This window comes from Wolbachia endosymbiont (group A) of Portevinia maculata, assembly GCF_964028525.1.
Lineage (GTDB): Bacteria > Pseudomonadota > Alphaproteobacteria > Rickettsiales > Anaplasmataceae > Wolbachia.
Genome location: NZ_OZ034786.1, coordinates 1150817 through 1177802 on the forward strand (window position 1 = coordinate 1150817; position 26986 = coordinate 1177802).

A 26986-nucleotide genomic window follows, 5' to 3' on the forward strand; every position below is an offset into this window, starting at 1 on the left:
CAAAAAGGCGTTGACATATTATTTATTAGGTTATAATATAAAGATTAATTTAGTTTTTAGATGTTTGACAAGTTTTATGGTAGAGATTAATTTAATCTCAATTCAATTTTAATAATATTTAACTCTGCATATTCTGCATATAGTCGGATAAATAAATTATTAAGAGCACTTGATGGATGCCTTGGCGTTAAGAGGCGATGAAGGACGTGGCAGGCTGCGATAAGCTGTGGGGAATTGTCAACAAATTTTGATCCGCAGATTTCCGAATGGGGAAACCCAACTAGCTTGGCTAGTTATTACATACTAAGTATGTAAAGCAAACTTGGTGAACTGAAATATCTAAGTAGCCAAAGGAAAAGAAATCAACCGAGATTCTGTTAGTAGTGACGAGCGAAAGCGGAAAAGGCTAGTGATTTAAGAATAAGAATTAGAATACTCTGGAAATAGTAACCATAGAAGGTGATAGTCCTGTATAAGTAGAAAGTTTTTAAATCCTTGAGTAGAGCGGGGCACGTGAAATCCTGTTTGAATATGGGGGGACCATCCTCCAAGCCTAAATACTCCTTAACGACCGATAGTGAACAAGTACCGTGAGGGAAAGGTGAAAAGAACCCCGGGAGGGGAGTGAAATAGAATCTGAAATCAAGTGCTTACAAACAGTTGGAGCTCTATATCAATTTATTGATATTTAGAGTGACAGCGTACCTTTTGCATAATGGGTCAGCGAGTTAATCTATGAAGCAAGCTTAAGCCGTTAGGTGTAGGCGTAGCGAAAGCAAGTCTGAATAGGGCGTTTTAGTTTTATGGATTAGACCCGAAACCAAGTGATCTAGTCATGACCAGATTGAAGGTGTGGTAAAACACACTGGAGGATCGAACCAGTTAATGTTGCAACATTATTGGATGAGTTGTGATTAGGGGTGAAAGGCCAATCAAACTTGGAAATAGCTGGTTCTCCGCGAAATCTATTTAGGTAGAGCGTTGTATGTATGTTGTTGGGGGTAGAGCACTGGATAGACTAGGGGGATTCACCGTCTTACCAAATCTAACTAAACTCCGAATACCAACAATTAATTATACAGCAGGCACACTACGGGTGCTAAGTCCGTGGTGGAAAGGGAAACAACCCAGATCACTATCTAAGGTCCCAAAATTACAGCTAAGTGGGGAAGGAAGTAGAAAAACCATTACAGCTAGGAGGTTGGCTTGGAAGCAGCCATCCTTTAAAGAAAGCGTAACAGCTCACTTGTCTAAATAAGTTTTTCTGCGCCGAAAATGTACCGGGGCTAAAGCTGTATACCGAAGATGTGAGTGCTTATTGATTTCGATCAATAGGCGCGGTAGCGGAGCGTTCCGTAAGTCTGTGAAGGTGGTTTGTGAAAACTGCTGGAGATATCGGAAGTGAGAATGCTGACATAAGTAGCGTAAAAGAGTGTGAAAAACACTCTCACCAAAAATCTAAGGGTTCCTACGTTAAGTTAATCTGCGTAGGGTTAGTCGGTTCCTAAGGCGAGTCCGTAAAGGAGTAGTCGATGGCAATTAGGTTAATATTCCTAAACCTCTTAAGTGTGACGGGTTTCGTATTTGTATAGATCTTATTGGATTGATCTATGCTTAAAAGAAGCTCCAGGAAATAGCACTTATATTTATGAGGCCGTACCGCAAACCGACACTGGTGGATGAGTAGAGTATACTAAGGTGTTGAAAGAATGATGTTGAAGGAACTCGGCAAATTATACCTGTAACTTCGGAAGAAGGGTAACCTGCTTTTAGGCAACTATGAGTAGGTGGCACAAAATAGGGAGTAGCGACTGTTTACTAAAAACACAGGACTCTGCAAACACGTAAGTGGAAGTATAGGGTCTGACGCCTGCCCGGTGCTGGAAGGTTAATAGGAGGGGTGCAAGCTCTAAATTGAAGCCCCAGTAAACGGCGGCCGTAACACTGACGGTCCTAAGGTAGCGAAATTCCTTGTCGGGTAAGTTCCGACCCGCACGAATGGCGTAACGATTTCTCCACTGTCTCCAACATCACTTCAGCGAAATTGAATTCCCCGTGCAGATGCGGGGTACCCGCGGTTAGACGAAGAGACCCCGTGCACCTTTACTATAGCTTTACATTGCTATTAAAAGTGTGATGTGCAGGATAGGTGGGAGACTTTGAAGTTATGGCGCTAGCTATAATGGAGTCAACCTTGAGATACCACCCTTTACACTTTTGATATCTAACTATGTTTCATTATCTGGAACTAGGACATTGTATGGTGGGTAGTTTGACTGGGGCGGTCGCCTCCTAAAAAGTAACGGAGGCGTGCGAAGGTAAGCTAGAGCTGGTCGGAAATCAGCTTGATAGTATAATGGCATAAGCTTGCCTGACTGCGAGGCTGACAAGCCAAGCAGAGACGAAAGTCGGTCATAGTGATCCGGTGATTCTGTATGGAAGGGTCATCGCTCAACGGATAAAAGGTACGCCGGGGATAACAGGCTGATGGTGTTCGAGCGTTCATAGCGACGACACCGTTTGGCACCTCGATGTCGACTCATCACATCCTGGGGCTGAAGAAGGTCCCAAGGGTTCGGCTGTTCGCCGATTAAAGTGATACGTGAGTTGGGTTTAGAACGTCGTGAGACAGTTCGGTTTCTATCTGCCGTGGGTGAAGGAAATTTGAGAAGGTCTGACTCTAGTACGAGAGGACCGAGATGGATATACCTCTGGTGTACCAGCTGTTATGCCAATAGCATCGCTGGGTGGCTATGTATAGATGGGATAATTGCTGAAAGCATATAAGCAAGAAACCCTCTTCAAAAAGATTTCCCAATTAAGGCCGTGGAAGACTACCACGTTGATAGGCTAGGTGTGGAAGCATGGTAACATGTGAAGCTAACTAGTACTAATAGCCTGATTGATTTATTTGCTTTCTATATGTGTGTATGCAGTGTTAAATATTAAGTTAAAATTGTTAAGTTAGAAATTTTTATTGACTTGGTGGCTATAGCAAAAATGAACCACCCGATCTCATCTCGAACTCGGAAGTGAAACTTTTTAGCGCTGATGGTACTTGAAAAGGGAGAGTAGGTCGCCGCCAAGTTTATAAAAATTTCTTTTTATCGCCTTTTAATAATTCTTTTATTACGAGAAGTCGCTTCTATATTCAAATCTAATAATTGTGGTCAGGCCTATTCTTATTCTGCTCTAAGTATCGACTTTGCTCAAATGCTAATTCCCATTGTGTACGATAATTAGATTCTTTATATTCATAAAAATCTTCTTTAACATTATTTGTATTTATATTGAGATTTTTATCTTGTTCTTTTCTACTCTCTACCATTAAACACCCACACCCGTTAATTTATTTTAAAAATTTTACTTATGTTATCATAAAAAATATAGTTGTAAATACCTTAATTGAGATTTTTTTTTATTTTATCTTTTTTAAGCAAATAGTTAGATCTTTTTGTAAGTTTTTATAATTTGCTTGCATAATATTTCTATGAGTTAGTATTATGTAGTAGTGCCCTATATTGCTTATATTTAAAATGCTAATTTTAGCAAGCATTCGTAATTGCCTTTTTATTTTATTTCTTTTTGCTGCTTTTCCGGCTTTTTTACTGATAGCCAGACCTACTCTAATAGTATGAGTGTACTTTTCAGGTTCTCTTTCTTTTATGGCGTACAGTGATATATAAAGCCCACGATAAAAAAGACTGCTGAGTGCTAACTTATTTTTGAAAGCAAAGGAAAAATCTTTTTTTTTATACTTACTATGCGCATAATTTGTTACACCCTAATGAACGGCGCCTATTAAGGATTTTTCTTCCAGCTCTTGTTGCCATACGTGAACGAAATCCATGTCTGCGCTTTCTTATCAAATTTTTTGGTTGAAATGTTCTCTTCATTGTTTTTATATTAATATAATTATTTATTTTAAATTGTTTTACTTTATTGTCAAATGATGGTGAACTTGTATGACATTTTCGTAGAATAAAATTTGATGCATGGGAAAATGAATTCGGTGATAGTCATACCTGTCCTACTAATCCTTTTATTTTGTTTTAGTAGGTTTCAAGAAGTAAATAAGGTTAAATCTTATCTATATCTTAGTTGTGTATGGATGCTAACTTGGTTGTTAGTACTCTATAATAATTGTTTTGTAACTTTTATTTCTATAGCGTTACTTTTTTTCATGCTTGCTTTTATCTTTAAAAATAAAAGAAATAAGATAATAAAACTTTCGTTATTTGTGGCTTTGGCCATATCATTTTTTATCACTTTATTTATAATGCTATCTATTTTTATTCAATCCATTAATTTTTTTAATAAAGTAGCTATTTCAGAATTCTTGTTTTGCTTGAAATGGGGCCACAATGTAGTCACTGTCAATGAAGAGAAGATAGGATATTTTGGTATAGCGCCGCTTTTAGTAGGTACATTACTTATAACTATTATAGCAATGTTAGTTGTCGTTCCGCTTGGTTTATTTTCTGCAATATATATTAGTGAATATGCGAGTGAGAAAGTGCGTTATATTGTTAATACAACTTTGCAAGTTTTATCTGCTATTCCTACGGTTGTATATGGATATTTTGCGGTTGTGTTCTTGTCTTTCTTTATAAAGCAGGTAGCAAATTTTTTTGGTTTAAGTATACACTCAGAAAGTGCCTTAGTTGCCGGTTTATCGATTGGGATAATGATTCTTCCTTTTATTATTTCTTTACTCGAAGATGCCATAAGATCTGTTCCAAAAAGCTTGCGTTATGGCTTCATGGCACTTGGCGCAACTCCAGCGGAAACTATATGGCATATAACAATACCTTATGCAATGCCTACAATTTTAAGTGCAATTTTATTGTCAATTTCAAGAGTGATAGGTGAAACAATGATTGTGCTAATGGCTGTGGGAATCAACGCAAATTTGACTTTTAACCCTCTTAATTCAGTTACTACCATTACCGTGCAGATCGCTACATTACTTACCGGAGATCAGGATTTCAATAGTGTACAAACTCTTGCTGCTTATGCGCTTAGTTTAGTATTGTTTATTATTACTTGGCTATTAAATGCATTTGCATTGTTTGTAATGAAGCGTAACTAGTAAGCGTTTTAATGTTGCAAAATTTCTATTAATAATATAAGATTTATTTTCTTTAGAAGTTCTTTTATGGAATTATAGTGTTGGGTGATAAAAATAAAGAGATGAATATAGGTAGAGCGATTAAGGTAACTCAAGCAGTTGTTGATATAAAATTTGAAGGTGAATTGCCTAAAATATTTAATGCTTTAAAAAGCAAACTAAAATATAAGGATAAGGAGCTGGTTTTAGAAGTTTCGCAGCATATAGGTGACAATATAGTTCGTTGTATTGCTATGGATAGCACAGATGGCATGTCAAGGGGGGATGAATTTGTTGATACAGGCGCATCAATATCAGTTCCGGTTGGGCGTTCAACTTTAGGAAGGATTTTTAATGTTGTTGGAGAGCTTATAGATGAGTGTGGTCCACTGAAGGGAAAATATAACTTAGAGCCTATACATAGAGCACCTCCAAGTTTTACTGAACAGAGAATACAGGAAGAAGTTTTAGTTACGGGAATAAAAGTTATAGATCTTCTTGCACCTTATCTTAAAGGAGGAAAAATTGGCTTATTTGGTGGAGCCGGTGTTGGTAAAACAGTCCTGATAATGGAATTAATTAATAATATAGCAAAAGCTCATAAAGGATTTTCTGTGTTTGCCGGGGTAGGGGAGAGAACGCGTGAAGGTAACGATCTTTACCACGAGATGATCACTTCAAATGTAATAAATATAAATGAGCATGAAAAATCTCAAGCTGTTTTGGTTTATGGTCAGATGAATGAGCCTCCTGGAGCAAGGGCTAGAGTTGCTTTAACAGCACTTACTATGGCAGAGTATTTTCGTGACCGTGAAAACCAAGATGTTCTATTTTTTGTGGATAATATCTTCCGTTTTACACAAGCTGGTTCTGAAATTTCTGCTTTACTTGGAAGAATACCGTCAGCTGTTGGTTATCAGCCAACCCTTGCAACTGATATGGGTGCAATGCAAGAAAGAATAGCTTCAACAACTTCTGGCTCTATTACTTCTGTGCAAGCTATATATGTTCCTGCGGACGATTTAACTGATCCAGCCCCAGCAACTACATTCTCTCATCTTGATGCCACCACAGTGTTGTCAAGGCAAATAGCTGAAATGGGAATATACCCTGCTGTTGATCCACTTGATTCAACTTCTCAGTCTTTATCTGCTGAAATCATTGGTGAAGAACATTATAAGGTAGCTTCTGAGGTGAAACGTATATTGCAAACTTATAAATCACTGCAGGATATTATCGCAATACTTGGTATGGATGAGCTATCTGATGAAGATAAAATTATTGTTGATAGGGCTCGTAAGATTCAGAAATTTCTTTCTCAACCTTTTCACGTTGCAGAAATATTTACTGGTATGCCTGGTAAATTTGTTTCACTTTCTGATACTGTTTCCAGTTTTAAAGAGATTGTTGAAGGTAAATATGATCACTTACCAGAGGCTGCTTTTTATATGGTGGGGAATATAGATGAAGCAATAAAAAAGGCTGAATTAATACAAGCTGAAGCTAAATAAAAGTTAAAGATTATGAATACTTTTAAAGTGCAATTTTTCTCTCCTGATGATCAAATTTCATTCAGTGGAGTGGTTTCTCTTTCAGTAACTGGGCTCGAAGGGGAGCTTATGATTTTAGCTCACCATGCTCCTTACTTAATTTATTTATTGCCTGGTATGATTACTGTTAAAATGAGTAACCAAACAGAAAAGAAGGTTGTAATTGATAGTGGCGTATTAGAAGTTGCAAATAATAATTGTAGCATTATAACAAGTCAAATTCAGGTTTTTGATCGTGCAATTCATGATGAGAAATCGTTTAAAAATAAGAGAATTAGTATATATTTAAGTTATCTTGATGAGAAATTTCTTTCTTAGTTATTTTAGGCAAAAAGTCGGTCTTGTCATCCAAGTAGCCCAACTTTTGTCATCCAAGTGCTTTTTTTTCTGTCATTCAGTATTCTCTTCCCTGTCATCCCAGTATTCATCTTTGTCATCCCAGTGCGTGACACTGGGATCTAGGTGTAAAAATATTTGTAAATTATGCAATGGGTAATAGATTCTAGGAGCATATAATGTTCATAATAAAAAAAAGATGGATCCCAGTGTCAGCTACTTGGATGACAAAGGAGGGCGTTTGGATGACAAGATTTTGCAAGGGTATTTTTTTTATGGGAGATTAATATGGAAATTTTTCTTGATAGCGTTGATTTAAATGAAATTAAAGAACTAAAGGAGTTCATTGACGGCATAACAACTAATCCTTCTTTAATAGCAAAGTCCGGGCGTAAAGATAAATACGAGGATTTAGTGCGTGAAATATGCTCTATTATCAAGGGGCCTGTTAGTGTTGAAGTTGTTGCAAATAACCATGCAGATATGGTTAAAGAAGGCCTTAAGTTAGCGAAAATCGCTGATAATGTTGTGGTAAAATTGCCCCTTACATATGAAGGATTAATTTCTTGTAAAAAGTTGTGGACAGAGCATAAAATACCTGTTAACATCACATTATGTTTTTCTCCTGGACAAGCACTGCTTGCCGCTAAGGCCGGTGCTTGTTTTATTTCTCCCTTTGTTGGTCGCCTTGATGATATAAGCTATGATGGCTTATCGCTAATAGAAGATATATGTACTATATATTCTAATTACGGTTTTGATACTAAAGTTCTTGTTGCATCAGTGAGAAGCCCAGCACATGTAATAGAAGCTGCAAGGCTTGGTGCTGATTCAATTACTGTGCCAGCAAAAGTACTTAGACAATTAATTAATCACCCACTTACTGACCAAGGGCTAGCAATATTTGAAAAAGACTGGGGTGCAAAATAATAAACGGTCACTACTCTGAATCGGTTGACAAATTGGACGCTTGATAAGCGTAATTTGGAGCTTCTTGTGTAATGACTACATCATGAGCATGACTCTCTCTTAATCCTGATGCAGTAATAGTAACAAATTTACAATTTTTTTTCATCTCTTCTATATTCCTATTACCAGTATACCCCATTGCAGCTTGCAATCCGCCAATCAACTGATGGATTACTCCTGAAGCTGGACCTTTGAATGGAACTCTTCCTTCCACTCCTTGTGGAACTAATTTTAGTTTTGAATCTTTATCTTGAAAATAACGGCTAGCTGAACCTCGTTTCATTGCACTAATAGATCCCATTCCTCGATAGCCTTTATATGCTCTGCCCTTATACATGATAATCTCACCTGGGCTTTCGTCAGTGCCAGCAAAAATCGAACCAATCATCACAGAGTCAGCACCAGCTGCAATAGCTTTTGCAACATCTCCTGAGTATTTTACCCCACCATCAGCAATTAGTCTGACGTTTCTTGCTCTACACGTCTCTGCAACATTCTTGATTGCAGAGAATTGTGGCACACCAACACCTGTAACTATTCTGGTTGTACAGATTGATCCTGGTCCTATTCCGACCTTCACTGCATCAACACCCGCATCAATCAACGCTTCAGCAGCCTCCTTTGTTGCAATGTTTCCGCCAATTAATTGCGTATTAGGATACATCTTTTTTATTTCCCTAATGGTATTGATAACGTTTTCGGAATGACCGTGAGCAGTATCCACAACAACTACATCAACTTCTTCTCCGATCAAAGCTTCACATCTTTCTATACCATCTTTTTTACCAGTGCCAATTGCAGCGGCAACTCTGAGCCGCCCTTTACTGTCTTTACATGAATTTGGGTATCTATTGTATTTTTCAATGTCTTTAACCGTAATTAAACCTATACAACAAGAATTTTCATCTACGACCAAAAGCTTTTCTATTCTATTTTCATGCAACAATTTCATTGCTGAGGCACTATTCACTCCCTGCTCCCGCACTGTCACTAACTTATCTTTTGTCATCACTTCGGAAACTTTTACATTCATGTTCTGGTCTTCAATAAACCTCACATCTCGGTTAGTTAAAATTCCAACTAACTTGAGTTGATCGACTACAGGAATGCCAGAATAATTGTGCTCTCTCATTAATGAAATTGCTTCCGCAACTGTTTTATCCGGTGAAATCGTAATTGGGTTATACACGATCCAACTTTCATATTTTTTCACCCTTCTTACTTCTAAAACTTGTTCATCTATTGATAAATTCTTATGTATGCAACCTATCCCTCCATGTTGGGCAATAGCTATTGCAAAGCCCGATTCAGTAACAGTATCCATTGCAGAGGATATGAGAGGGATATTTAGTTCTATATTATTTGTTAAATAAGTTTTTGTATCTGCATCGCAAGGCAATATATTAGAATAGGCTGGCAAAAGAAGTATATCGTCAAACGAATAACAAGCTTCCATTTTTTTCATAGGCTTTATTTAAAGCTTATACGCCAATTAATTAAATTGCAATAGGACTTTTGCAAAATAAGCATTCTACATTATTTGCCAGCAAACAAAACTGCTCAATAGTTAAGTTTTCTGGACGTTCGTTTCCACTCAATTTAGCGTTTTCAAGGACAGTTTCAGCGTGGTTCGTTATATTTTGCAAGCTATTTCTCAGCATCTTTCTTCTTTGAGCAAAAACGGCACGTGTTAATCTTGTTAAGGTTTCCAAATTTACTGCAAACTTTGGGGTAGGCAAAGGATTTACTGTAATTACTGAAGAATGTACTTTTGGCCTTGGAAAAAACTCTTTAGGTTCAATATCAAATTCCTTTTTTATATCACATAGTAACTGGCTTAGCACTGATAAGGAACCATAATCTTTAGAATTGGGTCTTGCCGTAATGCGATCTGCTACCTCTTTTTGAAACATTAATGTCAAGTTCGTAAAAAATTTTATATTATTTAACCAATTTAAAAATAACGCTACCGAGATATTGTAAGGCAAGTTAGCAATAACTTTGACTGGGCGCTCTATCAGCTCTTCTTCTATAACATGCAGTGCATCCGCTTCTATAATTCTATACTTTCCTTGATGCTCATTTAGCAGTTGGTCATGGTGTTTTACTAAATCTCTATCTTTTTCTATAGAAAGTAGAGACTTTGGATTATGCACCAATATTTCTCTTGTTAATGCACCATATCCAGGACCAATCTCAATGACGTTAAAATTCTCTAGATTGCCAGCTAAAACGACTATTCTTTTTATTATCTCACTCGATAAAATAAAATTTTGCCCTAGACTCTTTTTTGGCTTCAGTAAAAATTTTCTCATATTATTTTCATTATACAGTATTTTAAAAATCAGTTGACTAAAATCCATTGATAATTGTATATTATTAATGTGTTTAACGCCGGCTTAGCTCAATTGGTAGAGCAACTGACTTGTAATCAGTAGGTTGTCAGTTCAAGTCCGACAGCCGGCACTCTCGCCCATATAAGTAAAGTTGATGTCCTTTTTAATAGTAGCAAATTGGAAGATGAATGGAACACGGTCTTCATTTGTTGACTTTATAGGCAAACTTAATAACAAGAACAATGAGATTACTTCTAGACTAGTGATTTGTCCACCATTTACCGCATTTTCAGACAGTATAGAGTTGAGCGATAATATTAATATAGGAGCACAGAATTGCCATTATAAAAAATCTGGTTCTTACACAGGTGAAATTAGCGCAGAAATGTTAAAGGAATTAGGGTGTACTTACGTAATACTTGGGCATTCTGAAAGGGCTAACGAAACAGATAGTGAAATAAAACTTAAGTCGGAAATAGCAATAGAATCAGGCTTACACCCAATTATCTGTGTAGGTGAAAATTCAGAAGATTATAAGAATGAAAAAACAAAAGAAGTAATAGAATATCAATGCAAAAACCGTTTGCCAACACACGGTGAATATACCGTAGCATATGAGCCAATATGGGCAATAGGCACAGGTCATGTGCCAAATAATGATGCAATTGCTGAGGTGATAGAGGTAATAAAATTGTGTACTGGTAAAAAACACATTACATATGGTGGTTCAGTCAGTTCAGAAAATATAGAAAATTTGTTAAATATTTCAAATTTATCAGGAGTTTTAATTGGCAGTGCAAGCTTAGATTTCGATCACTTTTATAAAATCATACAACAAGTTGAAAAAAAGTTTTCTCTTATCAATTCTAAAATCAGCAACTAAGAATCCTATAGCAAATGGCATCATTCCAGTGTCAAGCATATATCTGTACGAACATCTAGTAAAACGACATACTGACCTATAGCTAAAGTGACTTAGGTTTACCGATAATTTGAAAAACAAAAATTCGTCATTCCGCTACTTGTTAGCGGAATCTATGCCAAGATACCGCGGCGGTATGACGTAGGAAAACCTTTCTTGGGTTAGCTATAGCTAAAGTAATCTAGAAAATTAACGATATTTTATTCCCCGGTGAACGCTCTATTTTGTTTTCCAACTCTAGTTCTAAAAGAGCCATTAGAGCTATGTTGGCAGAAAGTCCGCTTGCTAATATAAGTTCATCTATATCAACAGGTACAGAGTTAATATGATCAACTATAACAGATTTTGCCTGTTGTAATTTTTCTTGTTTTTGGTTAACAGCATAGTGCTCAACATTAAATAGGTTTTTTTGCTGCGGAGGTAAACTAAACCTAACACTTTCTATTATGTCATCAGCGGACTCGATAAGCTTAGCACCGTTTTTAATTAAATAATTACTACCACTACAGCGTGAATCTAAAGGGAAACCAGAAACTGCAAATACCTCTCTCCCTTGATTTAAAGCAAAATCTGCTGTTATTAGAGAGCCAGAACGTTTCGATGCTTCAATCACTACAACACCCAGCGATAGACCAGATATAATTCGATTCCTTTGAGGAAAATACTGAGGCTTTGGTTTAGTAGCAAATGGAAGCTCAGTAATTACTAAACCACCGTTCCCAGTGATTTTTTTGTATAGATCAAAATTCTCTTTTGGATACACCACATCAATTCCGCTTGCTGTAACAGCAATAGTGGGATGATTTTTGTATATTACACTGTTTGCTGCGGTATCGATTCCTTTTGCAAGTCCAGAAACGATAACAAAACCAGCTTCGCTTAAATCAAGTGCTAGTTTACTGGCAAAATTTCTTCCATTCATCGAAGAGTTGCGCCCACCGATTATTGCAATTATCTCACGGCTTAATAATGATATATTACCAAACGCAGTTATTATAGGAGGACAACTAGAGATATTTCTTAAAAGATCAGGGTAATCTGGGTCACATGCGGGTATAATTTTAGCTCCAATTCTTTCTGCATTATTGATTTCTTCTCGTGCATCTTGAATGCCATACACCTTATTATTAGCCACCCTATTGAGATATTTTAGCACCTCATCTAGCGATCCATGTGTTCTTAGTATACTAAAAAACTTTATTGGTCCTATAGTTCTAGCCAAGCTTAACCATACTTCTAATTCTTTGTTGTTCAATTTATTTATCTTCATAAAAGGCTTGAATTTCTTATCAATTTAGTGTACCCAAGATAATACAAATATACAGTGTTTTATGACGCATTTTGTTACAGATAAATGCATAAAATGTAAATATACGGACTGTGTGGAAGTATGTCCCGTTGACTGCTTCTATGAAGGTAAAAACATGCTCGTGATTAACCCAGATGAATGTATTGATTGCGGAGTGTGCATACCTGAGTGTCCAGTAGATGCAATTGTAACTGATGATTCCATAAAAGATATTTTAGAATTAGATGAAGAATTACTGAGCAGCGAACAAAAAACTTTCAAGTTATTTTACGATATAAATGTAGAATACTCACAAAAATGGCCAAACATTACAGCTAAAAAGCAACCTCTCTATACTGCAGAAGAGTATAAGGAAAAAAAGGATAAAACAGCTTATTTTGATGAAAATTTAGAGTAATACTGCTGAAGAGGAAGAAACTTCTTTTATATCTTATCCTGTTTGTCTTTGGTTATTGAAAATGGTCGCATTATTTAGGTTTTTAGTAATATTTAATATTAGATTAATAATAATCTACTTGGAAACAACGAAAGATTATGTTAAATATAGAATTAACGAATTATTATATAACTTTTAGTAGGATGACAGTGTTATAAAATTTAGAGGCATCAAAATGGAAAATCACGCTAAAGAGAGTATAAACCCAACAAAGCATAAAGTAGTATTACCAAACTCAAAAACAATCAATATTGAAGGAACAAAATTTAAGTATGAAATACATTACGATCAATTAGATGAGAAAGATCTCCTTACGATTGAAAAATACGCTAATTATATTTTTCATGCCTACCAAGAGAGATATGATTTAGATATGAACACAGATCATACTGTTAAAGGCTTTACATATAACAACTTAGCAAATTTGTCTGACGATGATTATGATTCTATTACCGCGGATTATCACGAATACCATTATCACAGTGAGTCTATAGCTAATGATTTGACAACAATGATTTATGTTACTCTAAATTTGTATAATGAGAAAAATTACGGCACTTCTTTCCCAAGAGGCGAATTTATAAGAGATGTAGCAGAAGAATTAAAAAACATTGGATTAGACGATAATCAAGGAGAGTTAAATACAGAAGAGAGACCTAAAACAACAATTAATCAGGAGAAACAGGAAAAAGAATTAAAGGAATCTGATCAACAAGATGTTATAACAACTACTGATCACCCGCTAGATGATTATAATCATGATTATCACTTAATAGGCTAGCAAGTAGCGCTAGCAAAAATTAATCAGGAAAAAGGGTTAGAGGGAGCAAGATGTTATCTGATCACTCGCCAGATGAATTATAGTCGTGAGAACCTGTTCATAATCTTTTGAGGATAGGTATACAGATTCCAAAATGAACGGTTCTCACAACCTTTAGTTTTTATTGCTGAAAATAATCATAATATTAAGTTTTTAATATTATTTAATACTAAGTTAATATTAATTCATTGATAAATTTTTAGCTATAGAAGCAGGTTTTTATTGAAGATAAAAGTATCTTCTATATGCTATATAGCAAAACATAGAATGCCCATGATTCCAACTATAGCAATTTTAAGTGGTGGATTTTCTTGCGAGAGAGAAGTGTCGCTTATGAGCGGAAAAGCCGTAAAGAAGGCACTTGATAGCCTTTCATATAATGCAATAGAAATAGATGTTGACAGCAACATTGTTGAAAAGCTTAAAAAGATTAATCCGGGCCTTACTTTTATTGCTCTGCATGGACCTTATGGTGAAGATGGTTGCATTCAAGGTTTATTGGAAATCTTAGGTATAAAATATACACACTCAGGAGTTATGGCTTCTGCTGTTGCTATGAATAAAGTGATGTCAAAGCATATATTTCGATCCCTTAGTATCGACACTCCAAAAGGTTATGTAATTAGCCAAGAAGATCTACTAAAAAATAATATTAAAATCGATTATCCGTACGTCTTAAAACCAATTAACGAAGGTTCTAGCATCGGAGTGCATATTGTTTCCTCATATGAAGACCATTTAAAATTTAAAAATGACGCTATCATACTTGATGTCATTCAAGTAGCTGACACTGGAATCCAGAAAAAAGAACCAGTGTCAGCTACCTCTATGACAAGAGACTTGATGATCATAGAAGAATATGTCCCAGGAATAGAGTTACATACTGCTGTATTGCTAGATGAAGCAATTGGCACTATGGAAATACGACCAAAAAATAAATTCTATGATTATGAAGCAAAGTATACAGATGGATTTGCAGAACATATATTTCCTGCTGAAATTCCTGACAATATATATAAAATGACCTTGGAACACGCACTGAAAATTCATCAATTTTTAGGCTGTAAAACTATTTCCCGCTCAGATTTCCGTTATAATCCCAAAAATAACACTTTAAAAATGCTTGAGATTAATACACATCCTGGCTTTACTGAGTTATCGTTAGTGCCAGAAATTGCAAAATTGGCAAAAGGAATCAATTTTAATGAATTAGTTAAAATTATTATTGAAGATAGTTTGCAGCACAAAAATATTAGGGATTTAAGTCATGTTGAGCAGTATTACTAGAAGCCAAAGGAGTTTTTTGCGCAAGTGCGCTTTCGTTATTATAACTGCGCTTTTTTTTACATTAGTACTTTATAGTTCACTTGATAAAATAATAAATCGATTTAATTACTACTTTACTTGGTGTAATGAGTGCCTATCCAGTTTATTACTCAGCAATGGATTTTCAATCGATGAAGTAGTCGTGAGCGGCAACAAATTTACAAACAAAAAGGACATTCTAAGTTTGACAGATAGAACGCAACCTATCCTGTATATATCACTTTCAAAACTTGCCGGTAACATACAATCCGTAAGCAGATGGATAAAATACGTAGGAGTTCACAGAATTTTGCCCAATACCCTACATATTAATATAGATGAGCATAAACCGTTTGCTCTCTGGAAAGATAATAACAAAACCTCGGTAATTGATTTCGAAGGCAAAGTGATCGTAGATGACTATCCAGTAGATGATCTTGTTGTAATTACAGGACAAAACTCGTTATCAAACCTAGAATTTGTTAGAGATGTGTTAGAGAGTAAAACTCAATTAAGTAACCACATTTCTTCTTTTGCTTATATAGGGAATAGAAGATGGAATATCATACTTGATAACGATTCCACAGTGAAACTGCCTGAAGATAACCCTTCTAGTGCATGGGACTATTTAAACCACTTGCACAATACAACTGATTTTACTTTCAGCGATTGGAGTATTATTGATATGCGTATTACTGATAAAATTTTTGTGAAGAGGTGATCTGCTGTCATCCAAGTAGCGGGATGACGAGCTTATCGTCATGCTGCCGCGAACCGTCATACCGCCGCGAACCGTCATACCGCCGCGGTATCTCTTAGCCGCTAACACGTAGCGGGATGACGAGTTACTATACCGCCGCGAACCGTCATACCGCCGCGGTATCTCTTAGCCGCTAACACGTAGCGGGATGACGAGTTACTATACCGCCGCGAACCATCATACCGCCGCGGTATCTCTTAGCCGCTAACACGTAGCGGGATGACGGTTGTCGTTTAGCTACAAACATTAAGAAACTTACCAAATGGAAAAAAAGGCAAAAGAAACCCCGTGGTAATTAGTGTTCACTTCCTAATCCTGCAAATTGGCGTACTATACTGTCTTAAACGACTTATAAGCGCGTTTCAGCTTATATAGGTAAAAACCTAGAAATGTTGTGAAGACATAAGGTGCACATAGTGCAAAAAATTAAAAATAAGACGCCAACTACGTTGTTTTCTTGCTGTTTAATCTGCACAGATGAAGATAACTGAATACCTTCATTGTCATAATAAGGGGGCCGGCGAAACTTGTCAAGCAAGTTTTTTCGTTTCTATAAATCTGGATTTCAGCGTTATGCGCTGGAATAACAACGTAAGGTAAATTTTTCAACATCCCAAAATTACAGAATTTAGTCTGTTTAATTAAGTGTGAAAGGTTACGATCATGCTGAGTCATTAGGAAAGATTAGAATATACAGCAGCTATAAAAACTGTTTAATAGCCACCCAAAACCCTTATTTCCCACTCAAGTTCAACATTAAATTTATCCTTCACTGCATCTTTTACTCTGTTGCCAAGGTTTTCCAAGTCAGATGCAGTTGCATTATCGTAATTGAGCAAGAAGTTACAATGTTTCTTAGAGATTCTAGCTCCACCAATATTTAACCCTAGGCAGCCAGATTTATCAATTAACTCCCATGCTCGGTAGTTTTTTGGATTTTTGAATATGCACCCAGCAGTTTTTCCTCTTATTGGCTGGCTTTTATTTTTTTTCTCAACAATTTCTTTTAACCTTTGCAATATAAGCTCATGCTCTGAGTTTACTCCTTTAAACTCAGCTTCAACAAAAATCCAATTTCCTTTTAAGCTATGTCCACGATAAAAATATCCCATTTCTTTGCTGGAGAACTCATATAGGTTTCCATCCTCTAGGTTCACTGCTTTTATGGATTGTACAACGCTTGCGATGTCACTACCATACGCACCTGCATTCATTTCTATTCCGCCACCAACTGTTCCTGGAATTCCAACTAGAAACTCGAGTCCACTAATTTGTTGCTCTCCTGCAAAGTAAGCAAGGTTCCTGAGCAGCGCAGCACCACCTGCAACAATGGAGTTGTTACCCTTACTTTTAATATATGCAAACTCCTTACCTAATTTTATTGTTATTCCTCGAATGCCACTATCTCGTACTATTATGTTGGATGTTGCACCAATAACGCTAACTGGCAGTTCAGTATTTTTAATCAAGTATGTTAAATCTTCAATATCACATGGTTTAAATAACACATCAGCTCGTCCACCGACGTTTAACCACGTCGCTTTAGACATTAAGATGTCATAACGATAGATTCCACGTACTTTAGGTAAGCTTATAAGCATTTTGATTTCAACTCTAGTCCTGCATCCATACCCATTTTCTCCGCATCTTCTATAAATGAAGTGCGCTCAGTGAAGTATATATTTTTTCCACTTGCTAACATACAACAAAGGTGTAGCATATTTTCGTTCACATATTCAGCCAAAGCTGCAAGTGGTGTAAAACATGAACCATTCACTGTCTTCATAAAACTGCGCTCTGATTTCACTCTTATAAAAGACATATTATTATTAATTTTCTCTACAAGATCGATAATTTTTACATCATTCCTTCTACATTGAATACAAATCGCTCCCTGTCCCACTGCACTTAACATAACTTTTGGTGGCAATACCTCTGTAATTAAGTGATTCTTTTCTAATCTTATGAGTCCTGCTTCAGCTAGAATTATTCCATCAAAACTTTGATTTTGCAATCTAGTTGTTACATTTCCACGTAGCGATATTATATTTAGATCTGGTCTAACATTTAACAACTGAACTTTTCTTCTTATTGAAGAAGTGGCAATAGTAGCCTGCTGTGGCAAAGACTCAAGGCTATTGTGTTTATGAGAAATAAACGCATCGCATGGACTTAGCCTTTCTAAAACACAAGGAATTGTTAAACCCCCTGAGAAAAACGCAGGCACATCCTTTAGCGAATGAACTGCCATATCTATATTATTTTCGAGCAATTCAGCCTCAATTTCTTTAATGAATAATCCTTTACCTCCTATTTCAGCAAGATTTGCGTTTGCATACTTATCTCCAGAAGTTTTTATCTTAACAATTTCAATAGATAAGTTAGAAAAAGAGTCCAGCAACTTTTGTTTTGCTTCCAAAGCCTGGGCAACTGCAAGCTTGCTTCCTCTGGTACCTATTTTGACTAGCATATGTATGACTGTTTGAATATCAAACCTTAACCTAATTAATTATTTAAACACTTTGGTAGCGTGTATCGCATGAACTTCGGTTACCATCTCTCTGATGTCATCCGAGTAGCTGACTACTTGGATCGAGTTTAATTCATCATATGAGCCTTTGCATTTATTGTACTTTAACTTAAAACCAAAAGCAACTTTGCCTTTACAAAATAATAACCTTTTATATGCATAAATAAGCTTACTGGATTCTAGTACTTGCATGACAGCAGTCCTACGTCATACCGCCGCGGTATCTCACATAGATCCCGCTAACAAGCAGCGGGATGACGATTGTCAGGGTGTCATCCAAGTAGCCTCTTTCTTGTCATCCCAGTGCCCAGACACTGGGATCCAGAAAACTTAATTTTAACCAAGTGGCTGCATAATAAAGACTGGATCCCAGACTGGAATGACACCCTACTTAACCGTCATACCGCGATTCATTCGCGGTATCTCAGCCGCTAACAAGAGATCCCGCTAACACGTAGCGGTATGACGAATTACTATCTACACCGTCATACCGCTGCGGTATCTCTTAGCCGCTAACACGTAGCGGGATGACGAGGCTTATCGTCATGCCACCGCGAACCGTCATACCGCGATTCATTCGCGGTATCTCAGCCGCTAACAAGAGATCCCGCTAATACGTAGCGGGATGACGAATTACTATCTACACCGTCATACCGCCGCGGTATCTCTTAGCCGCTAACACGTAGCGGGATGACGAGCTTATCATCATGCCGCCGCGAACCGTCATACCGCGATTCATTCGCGGTATCTCTAGATCCCGCTAACAAGCAGCGGGATGACGGTTGTCGTTTAGCCATAAATATTTAAGAAATTTACCAAACGAAAAAAAAGGCAAAAGAAGCCCCGTGGTGCGAGTTTTGACTCTATATTACTGTAAGTGGCGCTGTAATAATGTGCTAACGCTTAAAATAAGCGCGATTTGGCTGAATGTAGAAAAAATAAAAAAGACATGCAGCCGCTATAATTTTATGTAATCCGCCAAAAAATACCCTGAGTTTTTTACTGAATTTTGTCATTGAGCCTGCAGGTCAAAAACAAGTTTTGAGTCATAAATACCCTTATTGTCATAATAAGGGGGCTGGCGGAGTTTGTCAAGCAAGTTTTATGGCCTAGCGTCACACGCTGGAATGACACCGGATCTCACATTCATTCTACTGCAACGCAGAAAATTCGTACAATTGTGCATGATGTAGGGTTTCTGGCTACATTTTTCTATTAAACTCACCTTTCCTCTATGTAACAGATTTCGTATTAAATTTTAAATTTAATGCGCCTAGATATACAAGCATTCCTAGCAAAACCATAGGTATAGAAAGCAACTGCCCCATAGTTAAATCAAGCCACAAATAGCCAATTTGATAGTCTGGTTCGCGAAAAAACTCAACGAAAAAACGTGCTACTCCATACCACATAACTGCAATACCAGTTAACGCACCGTGATACAGTCTTATTCTAGTCAAGAAAAACAGTGAATTTGCAACTGCAAAAAGTAGCAGTCCTTCAAAAAGTGCCTCATAAAGCTGGCTTGGATGACGCAGCAAATTATCACCACTTTCTGGAAATACCATACCCCATGGCATAGTTGTAACTCTGCCAAATAACTCTCCGTTTATAAAATTGCCTATGCGACCTAAAAATAAACCTATGGGAACTCCGCAAGAAACTAGGTCCAGTGCATAAAATATAGGAATGTTATGTCTTTTACACGAAATTATTACTGCAAGCAAAACTCCTATAGCACCACCATGAAATGACATTCCTCCTTCCCAGGTCTTCAATATCTCGATAGGGTTGCTTATATAAAGAACTGGATCATATATCAATACGTAGCCAAGTCTACCTCCAAGGATAATGCCTACAATAGTGGCTGTTAATAACGAATCGTAAAAATTCTTAGTAAATATTTTTTGGTCGTCTAGCTTGTGTAAATACCAATATGCAGACACTATACCCAAAACGTAAGCTAAGGAATACCAATATATAGAAACAGGACCGATGCTGAAAATTACTGGATTTAAAGACATATTTTGCTATAAATTATTCTTAGACAATCTACTTTTTTCACGATCCCACTCTCTCTGTTTTATGGTTGCTCTCTTATCGTAGAGTTTTTTTCCTTTTACAATGGCAATTTTAGTTTTTGCAAATCCTTTATCATTAAAATAGATCGAAAGCGGCACAACAGTTATCCCAGCGGTTTTGATTTGACCAATTAGTTTGTTTATCTCTTTTTTATGTAAAAGCAGTTTACGTTCCCTTTTTGGTTTATGATTTTTTCGGTTTGCAGCTTTATATTCTGCAATATGCATATTGTGCAGCCATATTTCGCTATTCTTTTCGATAACGTAGGCGTCGGAAATATTTACTTTTCTTTCTCTTAGCGATTTAACTTCACTGCTTAATAAGACCATACCCGCTTCAAATTCTTCTAAGATGAAATATTCAAACCTTGCTTTCCTATTTTCTGCAATAACTTCCATATCTAAAGATATCTTTAAGCTTCAATATATTACAGAGTTTTTGACTTAATTCATAATATATCTTTCCTTAAAAAATCATTTAAGTTATACTGCAAACCATGAACCTTAGGCAAAAAATCAAGTTTTTTTCTCTATCATTTGTAATTTTATTTTCTCTATGGACTGTATTGTCTGGTTATTTTGAGCCATTTTTTATTTTTTGTGGAGTGTTTTCCTCTATATTCACATTATTTATCTTTAGAAGGTTGATAAACGCTGAAAGAGCTCTTAGCCAGATTTTAAATGGTACGAGTAGACTGTCGTTTTATAAGTTAGTAAGTTATATACCATGGTTAATGTACCAAATCATTTTATCAAGTGTTTATGTAACAAAAAAGGTGCTACGACTCAAATCTAAGCTTGAGCCAATCATTATCCTAAGAAAATGCAAAGGGCATAATGATGAAAGCATTGCGTTATTTGCCAATTCGGTTACAATCACTCCTGGAACTTTAACTATCAATGTTGAAAGTAAGCAGAAAACATATTTCTCTACCATGTATCTGATAGATAAAGATCTTGAAAGCGGCATTTCTGAAATAGAAAATAAAATCTTAAAAATACTACGTTCAGTTAAGTAATTGCTTTAAATAAGTTAACAGCATCCTTATATTCCCTTACAAGACTTTCAAGCATCTCTTTTGGAAGGCTATTGTTAACAATAGAACATAAATAATTATGTAAATCTTCTAACCTTAGTATGTTATTTCTCTTCTTGCTGTTGAATTTATACGGAAAAATACCTTCCATAACTTCAATAGTAGTAGCCTTGTTTAAAAATACATTTTCACTTGTCACGCTTATTCTTGCTAAAACAGTGTTAATTTCAGGTTCGTCATTTGTATAAAAATCTGATAGCTGAGTTATTCTAATAACGTATAAAGTTACTATTTTTGATAAGCAATTATCAGCATATTCACAATTTTTTATTACCTCCCACTGAGTAACCTGGGATTTACCTATTTTTGCATTGTTCGGTAATTTACTCATTCAACTTTCTCCATTTAATCCAGTAGATAGATTATACTAATACTTTGTTAAATAAATGATAACGCAATCATAAAAATATATATTCATAATAGCATGTTATGTAAAATAGTACGATATCCAGACATTAAAGTTGATTTAGGCTGGTTTATATTGGGCACCTCTTATTTCTGCATTACCTAAGCAAGCTAAGCTGTAAAATGACAGTTGGACATCAGCTCATAACAGGAGCACTCTGAAATATAGGGAGAGTAGACCGGCGGACCTTCCCCGCCAGCCTCTCACAGAACTGTGCATGAAGTAGAGTGGGCAGCCAGCGAGTTACTTGTTAAGTACTTTTCCAACAACCCCTCTCCGAACCACGCATGATCGTTTCCGTATCACGTGGCTCTCCAATAATCTAACGTTTTAAGGAGTCACCATCATATTTTCCATATTGGATTTTCTTATGGCATTCATGACAAACAACAAGAGTCTTCCTCTGTCGTTCAATCATTCTCTTTTTCCATTTCGGTAGCTCAGTATTACGTTTACCTAGCAAATCAGCAAGTTTACGTACGTGATGTACTTCAATCTGCTCTTGTGATTTACATAATTCACAAGTTTGTGCCAATAGTCTTTGCTCTATTTCACTACGCTTATTCCATATTGGTATAAGGTTATCACTTATACTTACCCATTTATTCCATTTTAGTGACACAGCACCAAAGTGTGTAATTAATGGTATCTTTGATGGTAAACGATCTACTCTGACTTGGATGACTTTTCGTTTTTCACCTTCGTCGTTTTCAATCATTGCACCAAATTTTCTATAAATTTTCCTGCAAGTTGTTTTGTATTTAGATGCTAAAGTCTTTACTAATGATACTTCCATCACATACTTCAAATAACTTAGTGTGTGAAGGTTGTAGGCCATTTTGTAATATTGTACAATTCCTCGATATTCAGTTTGATACTGAGCAACAATACTGTAAGCTGTATCAAGTGTACGTTGAGGTAAATGTATAGGCTTTCCACAACGCATATATTCAGAACACTTTTTCTGCTTTATATGATGTGGTACACGTAACCCAATACTACCGTTAATACATCGTTGTGTCCGATGATCATGTTTATCATCTGCATGCAAGACGTGTATTTTATAACCTAAAAAATTGGCTTTGCTATCACACGCGTGTGTAATAAGCGTTTTATCTTCATTAAGCATAAGTTTGAGCTCCTCATTGAGGAATTTAGCAATCTCATTTTTAATTTGTTCAGCTTCATTTTTTGGTCCTGCAAACCCTACCAGAATATCATCAGCATACCTAACATACCAAAGACGTCGATAATTTAGATCACAAGAATCCTTAGATGGCATACCCTGCACTAATTGACGCAGTTGTTTTGCTTGATCCCAGTTCCCTTGTTTTCTCATCATCGATACTTGCATGGTTAACCTTAAATATTTTGGATTTGTCTTTCTTCGCTTACCTCGGTTATTTGCTGGTATTAGTATATGTTCCACATGTTTATCTAACCGATCGAGTAATATGTTACTCAAAATTGGACCAATAATAGAACCTTGTGGTACCCCACTATGACTCTTATTGTACTTCCAATTTTCCATATATCCTGCTTTTAGCAGTCGATTGATTAGCTGAATAAAACGGTTATCTTGGAAGCTTTCACTCAGTATTTTCAACAACATAGTATGATCAATTGAGTCATAACATGCACTGAGATCTCCCTCTATAAACCATTTTGTACCTCTGCCTTTTTGCATTACTGCTCTTAATGCAGTGTGGCATCCACGCTTTGGTCGAAATCCATGTGAACATTCACTAAATTTAGGCTCATAGTAGGCTTCCAATATTAATCGGATTACTTCTTGAAGTAACTTATTTGACCATGTTGGCAATCCTAACGGCCTGCGTTTACCACTCTTCTTTAAAATATAGATACGTTTTACTGGTGTCCACCGATATCGCTCATAGCGTAAATCCTCTATGATTTTATCGATTTTCTCCAAAGACATACCATCAACTGTTTCAGTTGTCACACCTTCTGTCATAGCACCTTTATTACGACAAAGTTTGCCATACGCTCGAAGGTAAAGATCACGCTGATAAAGTAGGCGATATACGTTTTTAACCGGCAAATTTCTTTGTCCACGTTCACGTATAATGTTAAGTATTGTTTCAGCTTTCCGCATCTTGCGTACCTCCCAATTTCAACATTCAATTATCTGTCACCCTTTGCCCTGTATGTGGCTTTCCCACGCTCCCCGGTGATTCGTTACTTTCACGACTACTACGATGACTCCGTAACCATAGAACTCGCGTTCCTTAGGTCATCCCATGTTCCGTCACTAAGAACTGTTCTAGATCAACTTAGGTTTTCCATTCATCCTCTTAAATAAGTTCACTACTTATCGTTCTACAGCCAGAATGTCACACAAACGAAAGTTTAATCTGTGCTTACCGTAGACATGGGGTTTTAAATGCGATACCCATGGATGTGAAGTCCCACCCCTGAAGATTAGAATTCAAGCAGTTTAGCTTTAACCATATTGATCAGGTGTTGCAAGCCGTTATCTTACACATCTTCAGATAACTCTCGCTTTACATACATGCTCTTGTCCTCCTTCCCTTTCGGGTTAAAGTTAGTTGTTCACCTCGAGGCCATTTATTCTGAACCCCGCTTAGCTCTGCTAAGTATTTCTTAATGCGTACCACGGCGCACATTTTCAATTGCACTCGGCTCTATCTTGTTTAAAGCTGGAATAAATGGATTTGAACTTTGACGATTTAAAGATTTTGTGTTATAAAATCCACGTCCTTCTCCAAAATTGATTGACTTGTCACGAGGGGAAGGCATACCTTCAGTCTTTACATCCTTAGCCTTCTTATTCATGACTTTGCTTAAAAGGACAGACAACGGGGTTTTCTTATCAGTTTGCTTTTCAATAGCATCCAATATTCCCGCTAATCTGCTTACAGTTTCCTTTGTGGACTGCTTGATGGTACGACTCATACCTCTAATAGCATCCAATATTCCATTTTTCGACAATCTGTCAAGATCTATGGTTAACTCGTACGTATTTCCCTCTTTATCTTTAAAAGGTACAATTACTTTATTATTCATATAAACCTCCAATATTAAAATATTATCTAAGTATACATTGTCATTTGTTGCTTTATTATTAATTCATCATGTGAATATTATAGACATTATAAATGAGCATTCTATATTATGCAACTCTTTTCAATACAAGTTTAGCAAAGCAGATCGTTTTTCTTAAAACTGAAATGTTTTTTACCTGATATAAGAATGTGATCCTCTAGCTCCATTCTCACGCCTTGACATACTGCCGCTAATTCACTCGTCACAGCTTTATCCTCCTTGGATGGCTTTAAACTTCCTCCTGGATGGTTGTGCGACAGTATTATTGATTTTGCCTCTATTGTTAGTGCCTTTTTTATTACTTCCCTTTCATAAATATATACTTCATCTATTGTACCCATGTGCACCTCATCTTCTATCAAATGGTACTGCTTATCCAAATAAATTATCATTGCAGCTTCCTTTGCTGATAGACCTATATTTACCCTTATATATTCTACGAGTTTTGCGTAATTATCCATTACAGGCCCTTTCTTTAAATCCTCTCTTAGTGCCCTCTTTGGAGCTTGCTTAACACATTCAATCGCTGCAACTGCAGAGTCAGTTACCCCATCTATTAGTTTCAGCTCATACATTTCTCGACCCAAAATTCCTCCTATTCCTTTACAAGTATCCATTAGCTTTCCAGCAATAGCTTGAGCTTGTGCTTTGTCATGAACTGAACTTAGAAGCATTACAACTATTTCATGATCTAGTAGAGCCTCTCCTCCGCTTTGTTTTACTCTCTTTATTTCTTCTATAAATTCATTTTCGTCTTTATTCTTATTATTCATAAAATTTACCTTGAATTAGTTTCTTATAAAATTTAAATGTTTACTGCTACTTTTTTAGTAGCTTTGGCATAAAGCCATCTATTTTGGCGGGAGTCAAGTCAATTTTTTCGATTTTTTTTGTTTATTTTTTTTGTGAAAAGATAGAAGATATTAATAATTATTGGTTTCTTTAAGCGATATCACTTTGTATTCGTACTCTTAAAAAATAAGCTCAGGATTGGTTCTCACTAGATAAGCCAGTGATTGAAGAAATAGCATCAACAGAAATACCTAGTATAAGTAGATTATTTGCTACTTTTATCCCTTCTGCTTTGTCGATCTTTTCTTTGTAAATCTGCTTTCTTTGGGATAAAAATCCTATTAGTATGTTCAGTTCATCTCTTGATTCCTGATTATCAATTCTTTTGAATTCTCTCGTCAAACTTAATAGCTCATTTTCCGCTTCCTCGTCTTCATAGTAATCTTCTTCCGTTATCAGATCTTTATCATCCACTGATAATATTTCTGCAACCTTACATGCCACCTCGCTTAAAAAGGTACTCTTTCCTTGTTCATAGTTATGTATTTGTGAATGCGCTACACCGAGCTCTTTTGCCAATTCCTCTTGAGTATATTCCCTTATTATCCTCCATTTCTTCATCTCTTGTCCTTCCTTGTGACGCTTACAGACAACTAGCTCTTTGTTATTATATTCATCTATTGATAAGCCTGTTGCTTGGTAGATAATATCAGCATCAAATTCTAACTCGAGCATATTTTTTGCCATTCTTATTCTTGCTGCTTTTACATCACTTTCCTCTTGAGCTCGAATAAATTTGGTTAATGCATTAATTGCCTTGCGCGGTCCTCTCCCCTTTGTTTTCATGTATTTTCCCATGAAATCGTACGTCTCTTGCGCCTTATCTTTATCAAAACAACTGTCTTCTCTTGGTGGAGGAAGTAGATTACTAATAGGAACTGACAATGCCTTTGCTATACGTTTTAACTTTTCAGTTGGAATGCCACATTTTCCTTTTACATACCTTAGCAGCGTATAGTATTCTATACCTGTTTTATTTGCTAAATCTTTTTGGGTATATTTTCGCTTTAATATCCAGCTTCTTACATTCTGCGCTATTTCGTATCTTATGGAGATAGTAGTACGTTTTGCCATGCCGCT

Annotated in this window: 25 protein-coding genes, 1 tRNA gene, 2 rRNA genes and 1 pseudogene; 13 read left to right on the forward strand and 16 right to left on the reverse strand. The window is 36.2% G+C overall.

Translation table 11 applies throughout. The features are described 5' to 3' along the window. The first annotated feature begins 149 nt into the window (after nucleotides 1-149). Both ABWU36_RS05705 and rrf read left to right on the forward strand, forming a co-directional pair. A 23S ribosomal RNA gene (locus tag ABWU36_RS05705) occupies nucleotides 150-2915 on the forward strand. A gap of 66 nt (nucleotides 2916-2981) precedes the next feature. Next, nucleotides 2982-3088 (forward strand): 5S ribosomal RNA (gene rrf / locus ABWU36_RS05710). Between the two features lie 69 nt (nucleotides 3089-3157). On the opposite strand, the gene ABWU36_RS05715 is transcribed toward rrf, so the two are convergent. The 3 genes and pseudogenes from ABWU36_RS05715 to rpmH form a co-directional block, all read right to left on the reverse strand. Next, nucleotides 3158-3328: a hypothetical protein gene (locus ABWU36_RS05715; RefSeq protein ID WP_353273123.1), complete on the reverse strand. Its 171-nt coding sequence runs from the start codon at nucleotides 3326-3328 to the stop codon at nucleotides 3158-3160. 90 nt (nucleotides 3329-3418) lie between these two features. Next, nucleotides 3419-3694: pseudogene (rnpA, locus tag ABWU36_RS05720) on the reverse strand (ribonuclease P protein component); the annotation flags it as partial. A gap of 67 nt (nucleotides 3695-3761) precedes the next feature. Further along, complete coding sequence (gene rpmH / locus ABWU36_RS05725; protein ID WP_006279898.1) at nucleotides 3762-3896, reverse strand: 50S ribosomal protein L34; 135 nt, start codon at nucleotides 3894-3896, stop codon at nucleotides 3762-3764. Nucleotides 3897-4003: 107 nt separating this feature from the next. On the opposite strand from rpmH, the gene pstC reads away from it, so the two are divergent. The 4 genes from pstC to fsa all read left to right on the forward strand — a co-directional run bounded on the left by pstC (nucleotide 4004) and on the right by fsa (nucleotide 7926). Beyond that, on the forward strand, nucleotides 4004-5092 hold the full coding sequence (gene pstC, locus ABWU36_RS05730; protein WP_264688474.1) for a phosphate ABC transporter permease subunit PstC: 1089 nt from the start codon (nucleotides 4004-4006) through the stop codon (nucleotides 5090-5092). 101 nt (nucleotides 5093-5193) lie between these two features. Then, nucleotides 5194-6621, forward strand: a complete 1428-nt coding sequence (atpD, locus tag ABWU36_RS05735; RefSeq protein WP_353273124.1) for a F0F1 ATP synthase subunit beta — start codon at nucleotides 5194-5196, stop codon at nucleotides 6619-6621. A 12-nt stretch (nucleotides 6622-6633) separates the two neighbouring features. Further along, on the forward strand, nucleotides 6634-6978 hold the full coding sequence (locus ABWU36_RS05740; protein WP_006279902.1) for a F0F1 ATP synthase subunit epsilon: 345 nt from the start codon (nucleotides 6634-6636) through the stop codon (nucleotides 6976-6978). Nucleotides 6979-7284: 306 nt separating this feature from the next. Continuing rightward, the gene (fsa, locus tag ABWU36_RS05750; RefSeq protein ID WP_253309151.1) at nucleotides 7285-7926 is read left to right on the forward strand and encodes a fructose-6-phosphate aldolase; all 642 of its coding nucleotides are present in this window, start codon (nucleotides 7285-7287) and stop codon (nucleotides 7924-7926) included. Nucleotides 7927-7936: 10 nt separating this feature from the next. Here fsa and guaB read toward each other — a convergent pair whose 3' ends face one another. Both guaB and rsmA read right to left on the reverse strand, forming a co-directional pair. Continuing rightward, nucleotides 7937-9430: an IMP dehydrogenase gene (gene guaB / locus ABWU36_RS05755; protein ID WP_253309150.1), complete on the reverse strand. Its 1494-nt coding sequence runs from the start codon at nucleotides 9428-9430 to the stop codon at nucleotides 7937-7939. 31 nt (nucleotides 9431-9461) lie between these two features. Beyond that, a complete protein-coding gene (rsmA, locus tag ABWU36_RS05760) occupies nucleotides 9462-10280 on the reverse strand; it encodes a 16S rRNA (adenine(1518)-N(6)/adenine(1519)-N(6))-dimethyltransferase RsmA (RefSeq protein WP_253309945.1) in 819 nt (272 codons plus the stop codon). Nucleotides 10281-10358: 78 nt separating this feature from the next. Here rsmA and ABWU36_RS05765 point away from each other — a divergent pair. Both ABWU36_RS05765 and ABWU36_RS05770 read left to right on the forward strand, forming a co-directional pair. Continuing rightward, nucleotides 10359-10431: transfer RNA gene (locus ABWU36_RS05765), tRNA-Thr, on the forward strand. Nucleotides 10432-10455: 24 nt separating this feature from the next. Further along, on the forward strand, nucleotides 10456-11184 hold the full coding sequence (locus tag ABWU36_RS05770) for a triosephosphate isomerase (RefSeq protein WP_265016707.1): 729 nt from the start codon (nucleotides 10456-10458) through the stop codon (nucleotides 11182-11184). Between the two features lie 220 nt (nucleotides 11185-11404). Here ABWU36_RS05770 and dprA read toward each other — a convergent pair whose 3' ends face one another. Next, on the reverse strand, nucleotides 11405-12493 hold the full coding sequence (gene dprA / locus ABWU36_RS05775; RefSeq protein WP_253309148.1) for a DNA-processing protein DprA: 1089 nt from the start codon (nucleotides 12491-12493) through the stop codon (nucleotides 11405-11407). Nucleotides 12494-12554: 61 nt separating this feature from the next. On the opposite strand from dprA, the gene ABWU36_RS05780 reads away from it, so the two are divergent. From ABWU36_RS05780 to ABWU36_RS05795, 4 genes are all read left to right on the forward strand, one after another. Beyond that, the gene (locus tag ABWU36_RS05780) at nucleotides 12555-12929 is read left to right on the forward strand and encodes a ferredoxin family protein (RefSeq protein WP_010082601.1); all 375 of its coding nucleotides are present in this window, start codon (nucleotides 12555-12557) and stop codon (nucleotides 12927-12929) included. A 214-nt stretch (nucleotides 12930-13143) separates the two neighbouring features. Continuing rightward, complete coding sequence (locus ABWU36_RS05785) at nucleotides 13144-13749, forward strand: hypothetical protein (RefSeq protein ID WP_253309146.1); 606 nt, start codon at nucleotides 13144-13146, stop codon at nucleotides 13747-13749. A gap of 306 nt (nucleotides 13750-14055) precedes the next feature. Then, nucleotides 14056-15075: a D-alanine--D-alanine ligase gene (locus ABWU36_RS05790; RefSeq protein ID WP_253309944.1), complete on the forward strand. Its 1020-nt coding sequence runs from the start codon at nucleotides 14056-14058 to the stop codon at nucleotides 15073-15075. Next, nucleotides 15056-15814, forward strand: coding sequence for a cell division protein FtsQ/DivIB (locus ABWU36_RS05795; protein WP_253309145.1), 759 nt, complete (start codon nucleotides 15056-15058; stop codon nucleotides 15812-15814). The genes ABWU36_RS05790 and ABWU36_RS05795 overlap by 20 nt, the downstream gene beginning before the upstream one ends. Nucleotides 15815-16566: 752 nt before the next feature. On the opposite strand, the gene murB is transcribed toward ABWU36_RS05795, so the two are convergent. The 5 genes from murB to smpB form a co-directional block, all read right to left on the reverse strand. Next, a complete protein-coding gene (murB, locus tag ABWU36_RS05800; RefSeq protein WP_253309144.1) occupies nucleotides 16567-17454 on the reverse strand; it encodes a UDP-N-acetylmuramate dehydrogenase in 888 nt (295 codons plus the stop codon). Next, entirely contained in the window at nucleotides 17445-18323 is an 879-nt protein-coding gene (gene hemC, locus ABWU36_RS05805; protein WP_353273125.1) for a hydroxymethylbilane synthase, read from the reverse strand. The genes murB and hemC overlap by 10 nt, the downstream gene beginning before the upstream one ends. Nucleotides 18324-18362: 39 nt before the next feature. Next, entirely contained in the window at nucleotides 18363-18575 is a 213-nt protein-coding gene (locus ABWU36_RS05810; protein WP_253309142.1) for a hypothetical protein, read from the reverse strand. A 1040-nt stretch (nucleotides 18576-19615) separates the two neighbouring features. Continuing rightward, nucleotides 19616-20407 (reverse strand): prolipoprotein diacylglyceryl transferase, encoded by a 792-nt coding sequence (lgt, locus tag ABWU36_RS05820; protein ID WP_253309570.1) that lies wholly within the window; start codon nucleotides 20405-20407, stop codon nucleotides 19616-19618. 6 nt (nucleotides 20408-20413) lie between these two features. After that, nucleotides 20414-20863 carry an SsrA-binding protein SmpB gene (smpB, locus tag ABWU36_RS05825; protein WP_253309571.1) on the reverse strand — a complete coding sequence of 150 codons (450 nt, stop codon included), beginning with the start codon at nucleotides 20861-20863 and terminating at the stop codon, nucleotides 20414-20416. 98 nt (nucleotides 20864-20961) lie between these two features. On the opposite strand from smpB, the gene ABWU36_RS05830 reads away from it, so the two are divergent. Continuing rightward, entirely contained in the window at nucleotides 20962-21483 is a 522-nt protein-coding gene (locus tag ABWU36_RS05830; RefSeq protein ID WP_253302098.1) for a Na+/H+ antiporter subunit E, read from the forward strand. Here the strand turns inward: ABWU36_RS05830 and ABWU36_RS05835 are convergent. The 5 genes from ABWU36_RS05835 to ABWU36_RS05855 all read right to left on the reverse strand — a co-directional run bounded on the left by ABWU36_RS05835 (nucleotide 21476) and on the right by ABWU36_RS05855 (nucleotide 26980). Beyond that, nucleotides 21476-21892 (reverse strand): hypothetical protein, encoded by a 417-nt coding sequence (locus ABWU36_RS05835; protein WP_253309572.1) that lies wholly within the window; start codon nucleotides 21890-21892, stop codon nucleotides 21476-21478. The genes ABWU36_RS05830 and ABWU36_RS05835 overlap by 8 nt on opposite strands. A gap of 397 nt (nucleotides 21893-22289) precedes the next feature. After that, entirely contained in the window at nucleotides 22290-24083 is a 1794-nt protein-coding gene (locus ABWU36_RS05840) for a reverse transcriptase/maturase family protein (protein WP_253309139.1), read from the reverse strand. A 509-nt stretch (nucleotides 24084-24592) separates the two neighbouring features. Next, nucleotides 24593-25015: a hypothetical protein gene (locus ABWU36_RS05845; protein WP_353273126.1), complete on the reverse strand. Its 423-nt coding sequence runs from the start codon at nucleotides 25013-25015 to the stop codon at nucleotides 24593-24595. Nucleotides 25016-25146: 131 nt separating this feature from the next. Next, entirely contained in the window at nucleotides 25147-25827 is a 681-nt protein-coding gene (locus ABWU36_RS05850; RefSeq protein WP_265016463.1) for a RadC family protein, read from the reverse strand. Nucleotides 25828-26038: 211 nt separating this feature from the next. Beyond that, a complete protein-coding gene (locus ABWU36_RS05855) occupies nucleotides 26039-26980 on the reverse strand; it encodes a helix-turn-helix domain-containing protein (RefSeq protein ID WP_353273127.1) in 942 nt (313 codons plus the stop codon). Nucleotides 26981-26986: the final 6 nt, after the last annotated feature.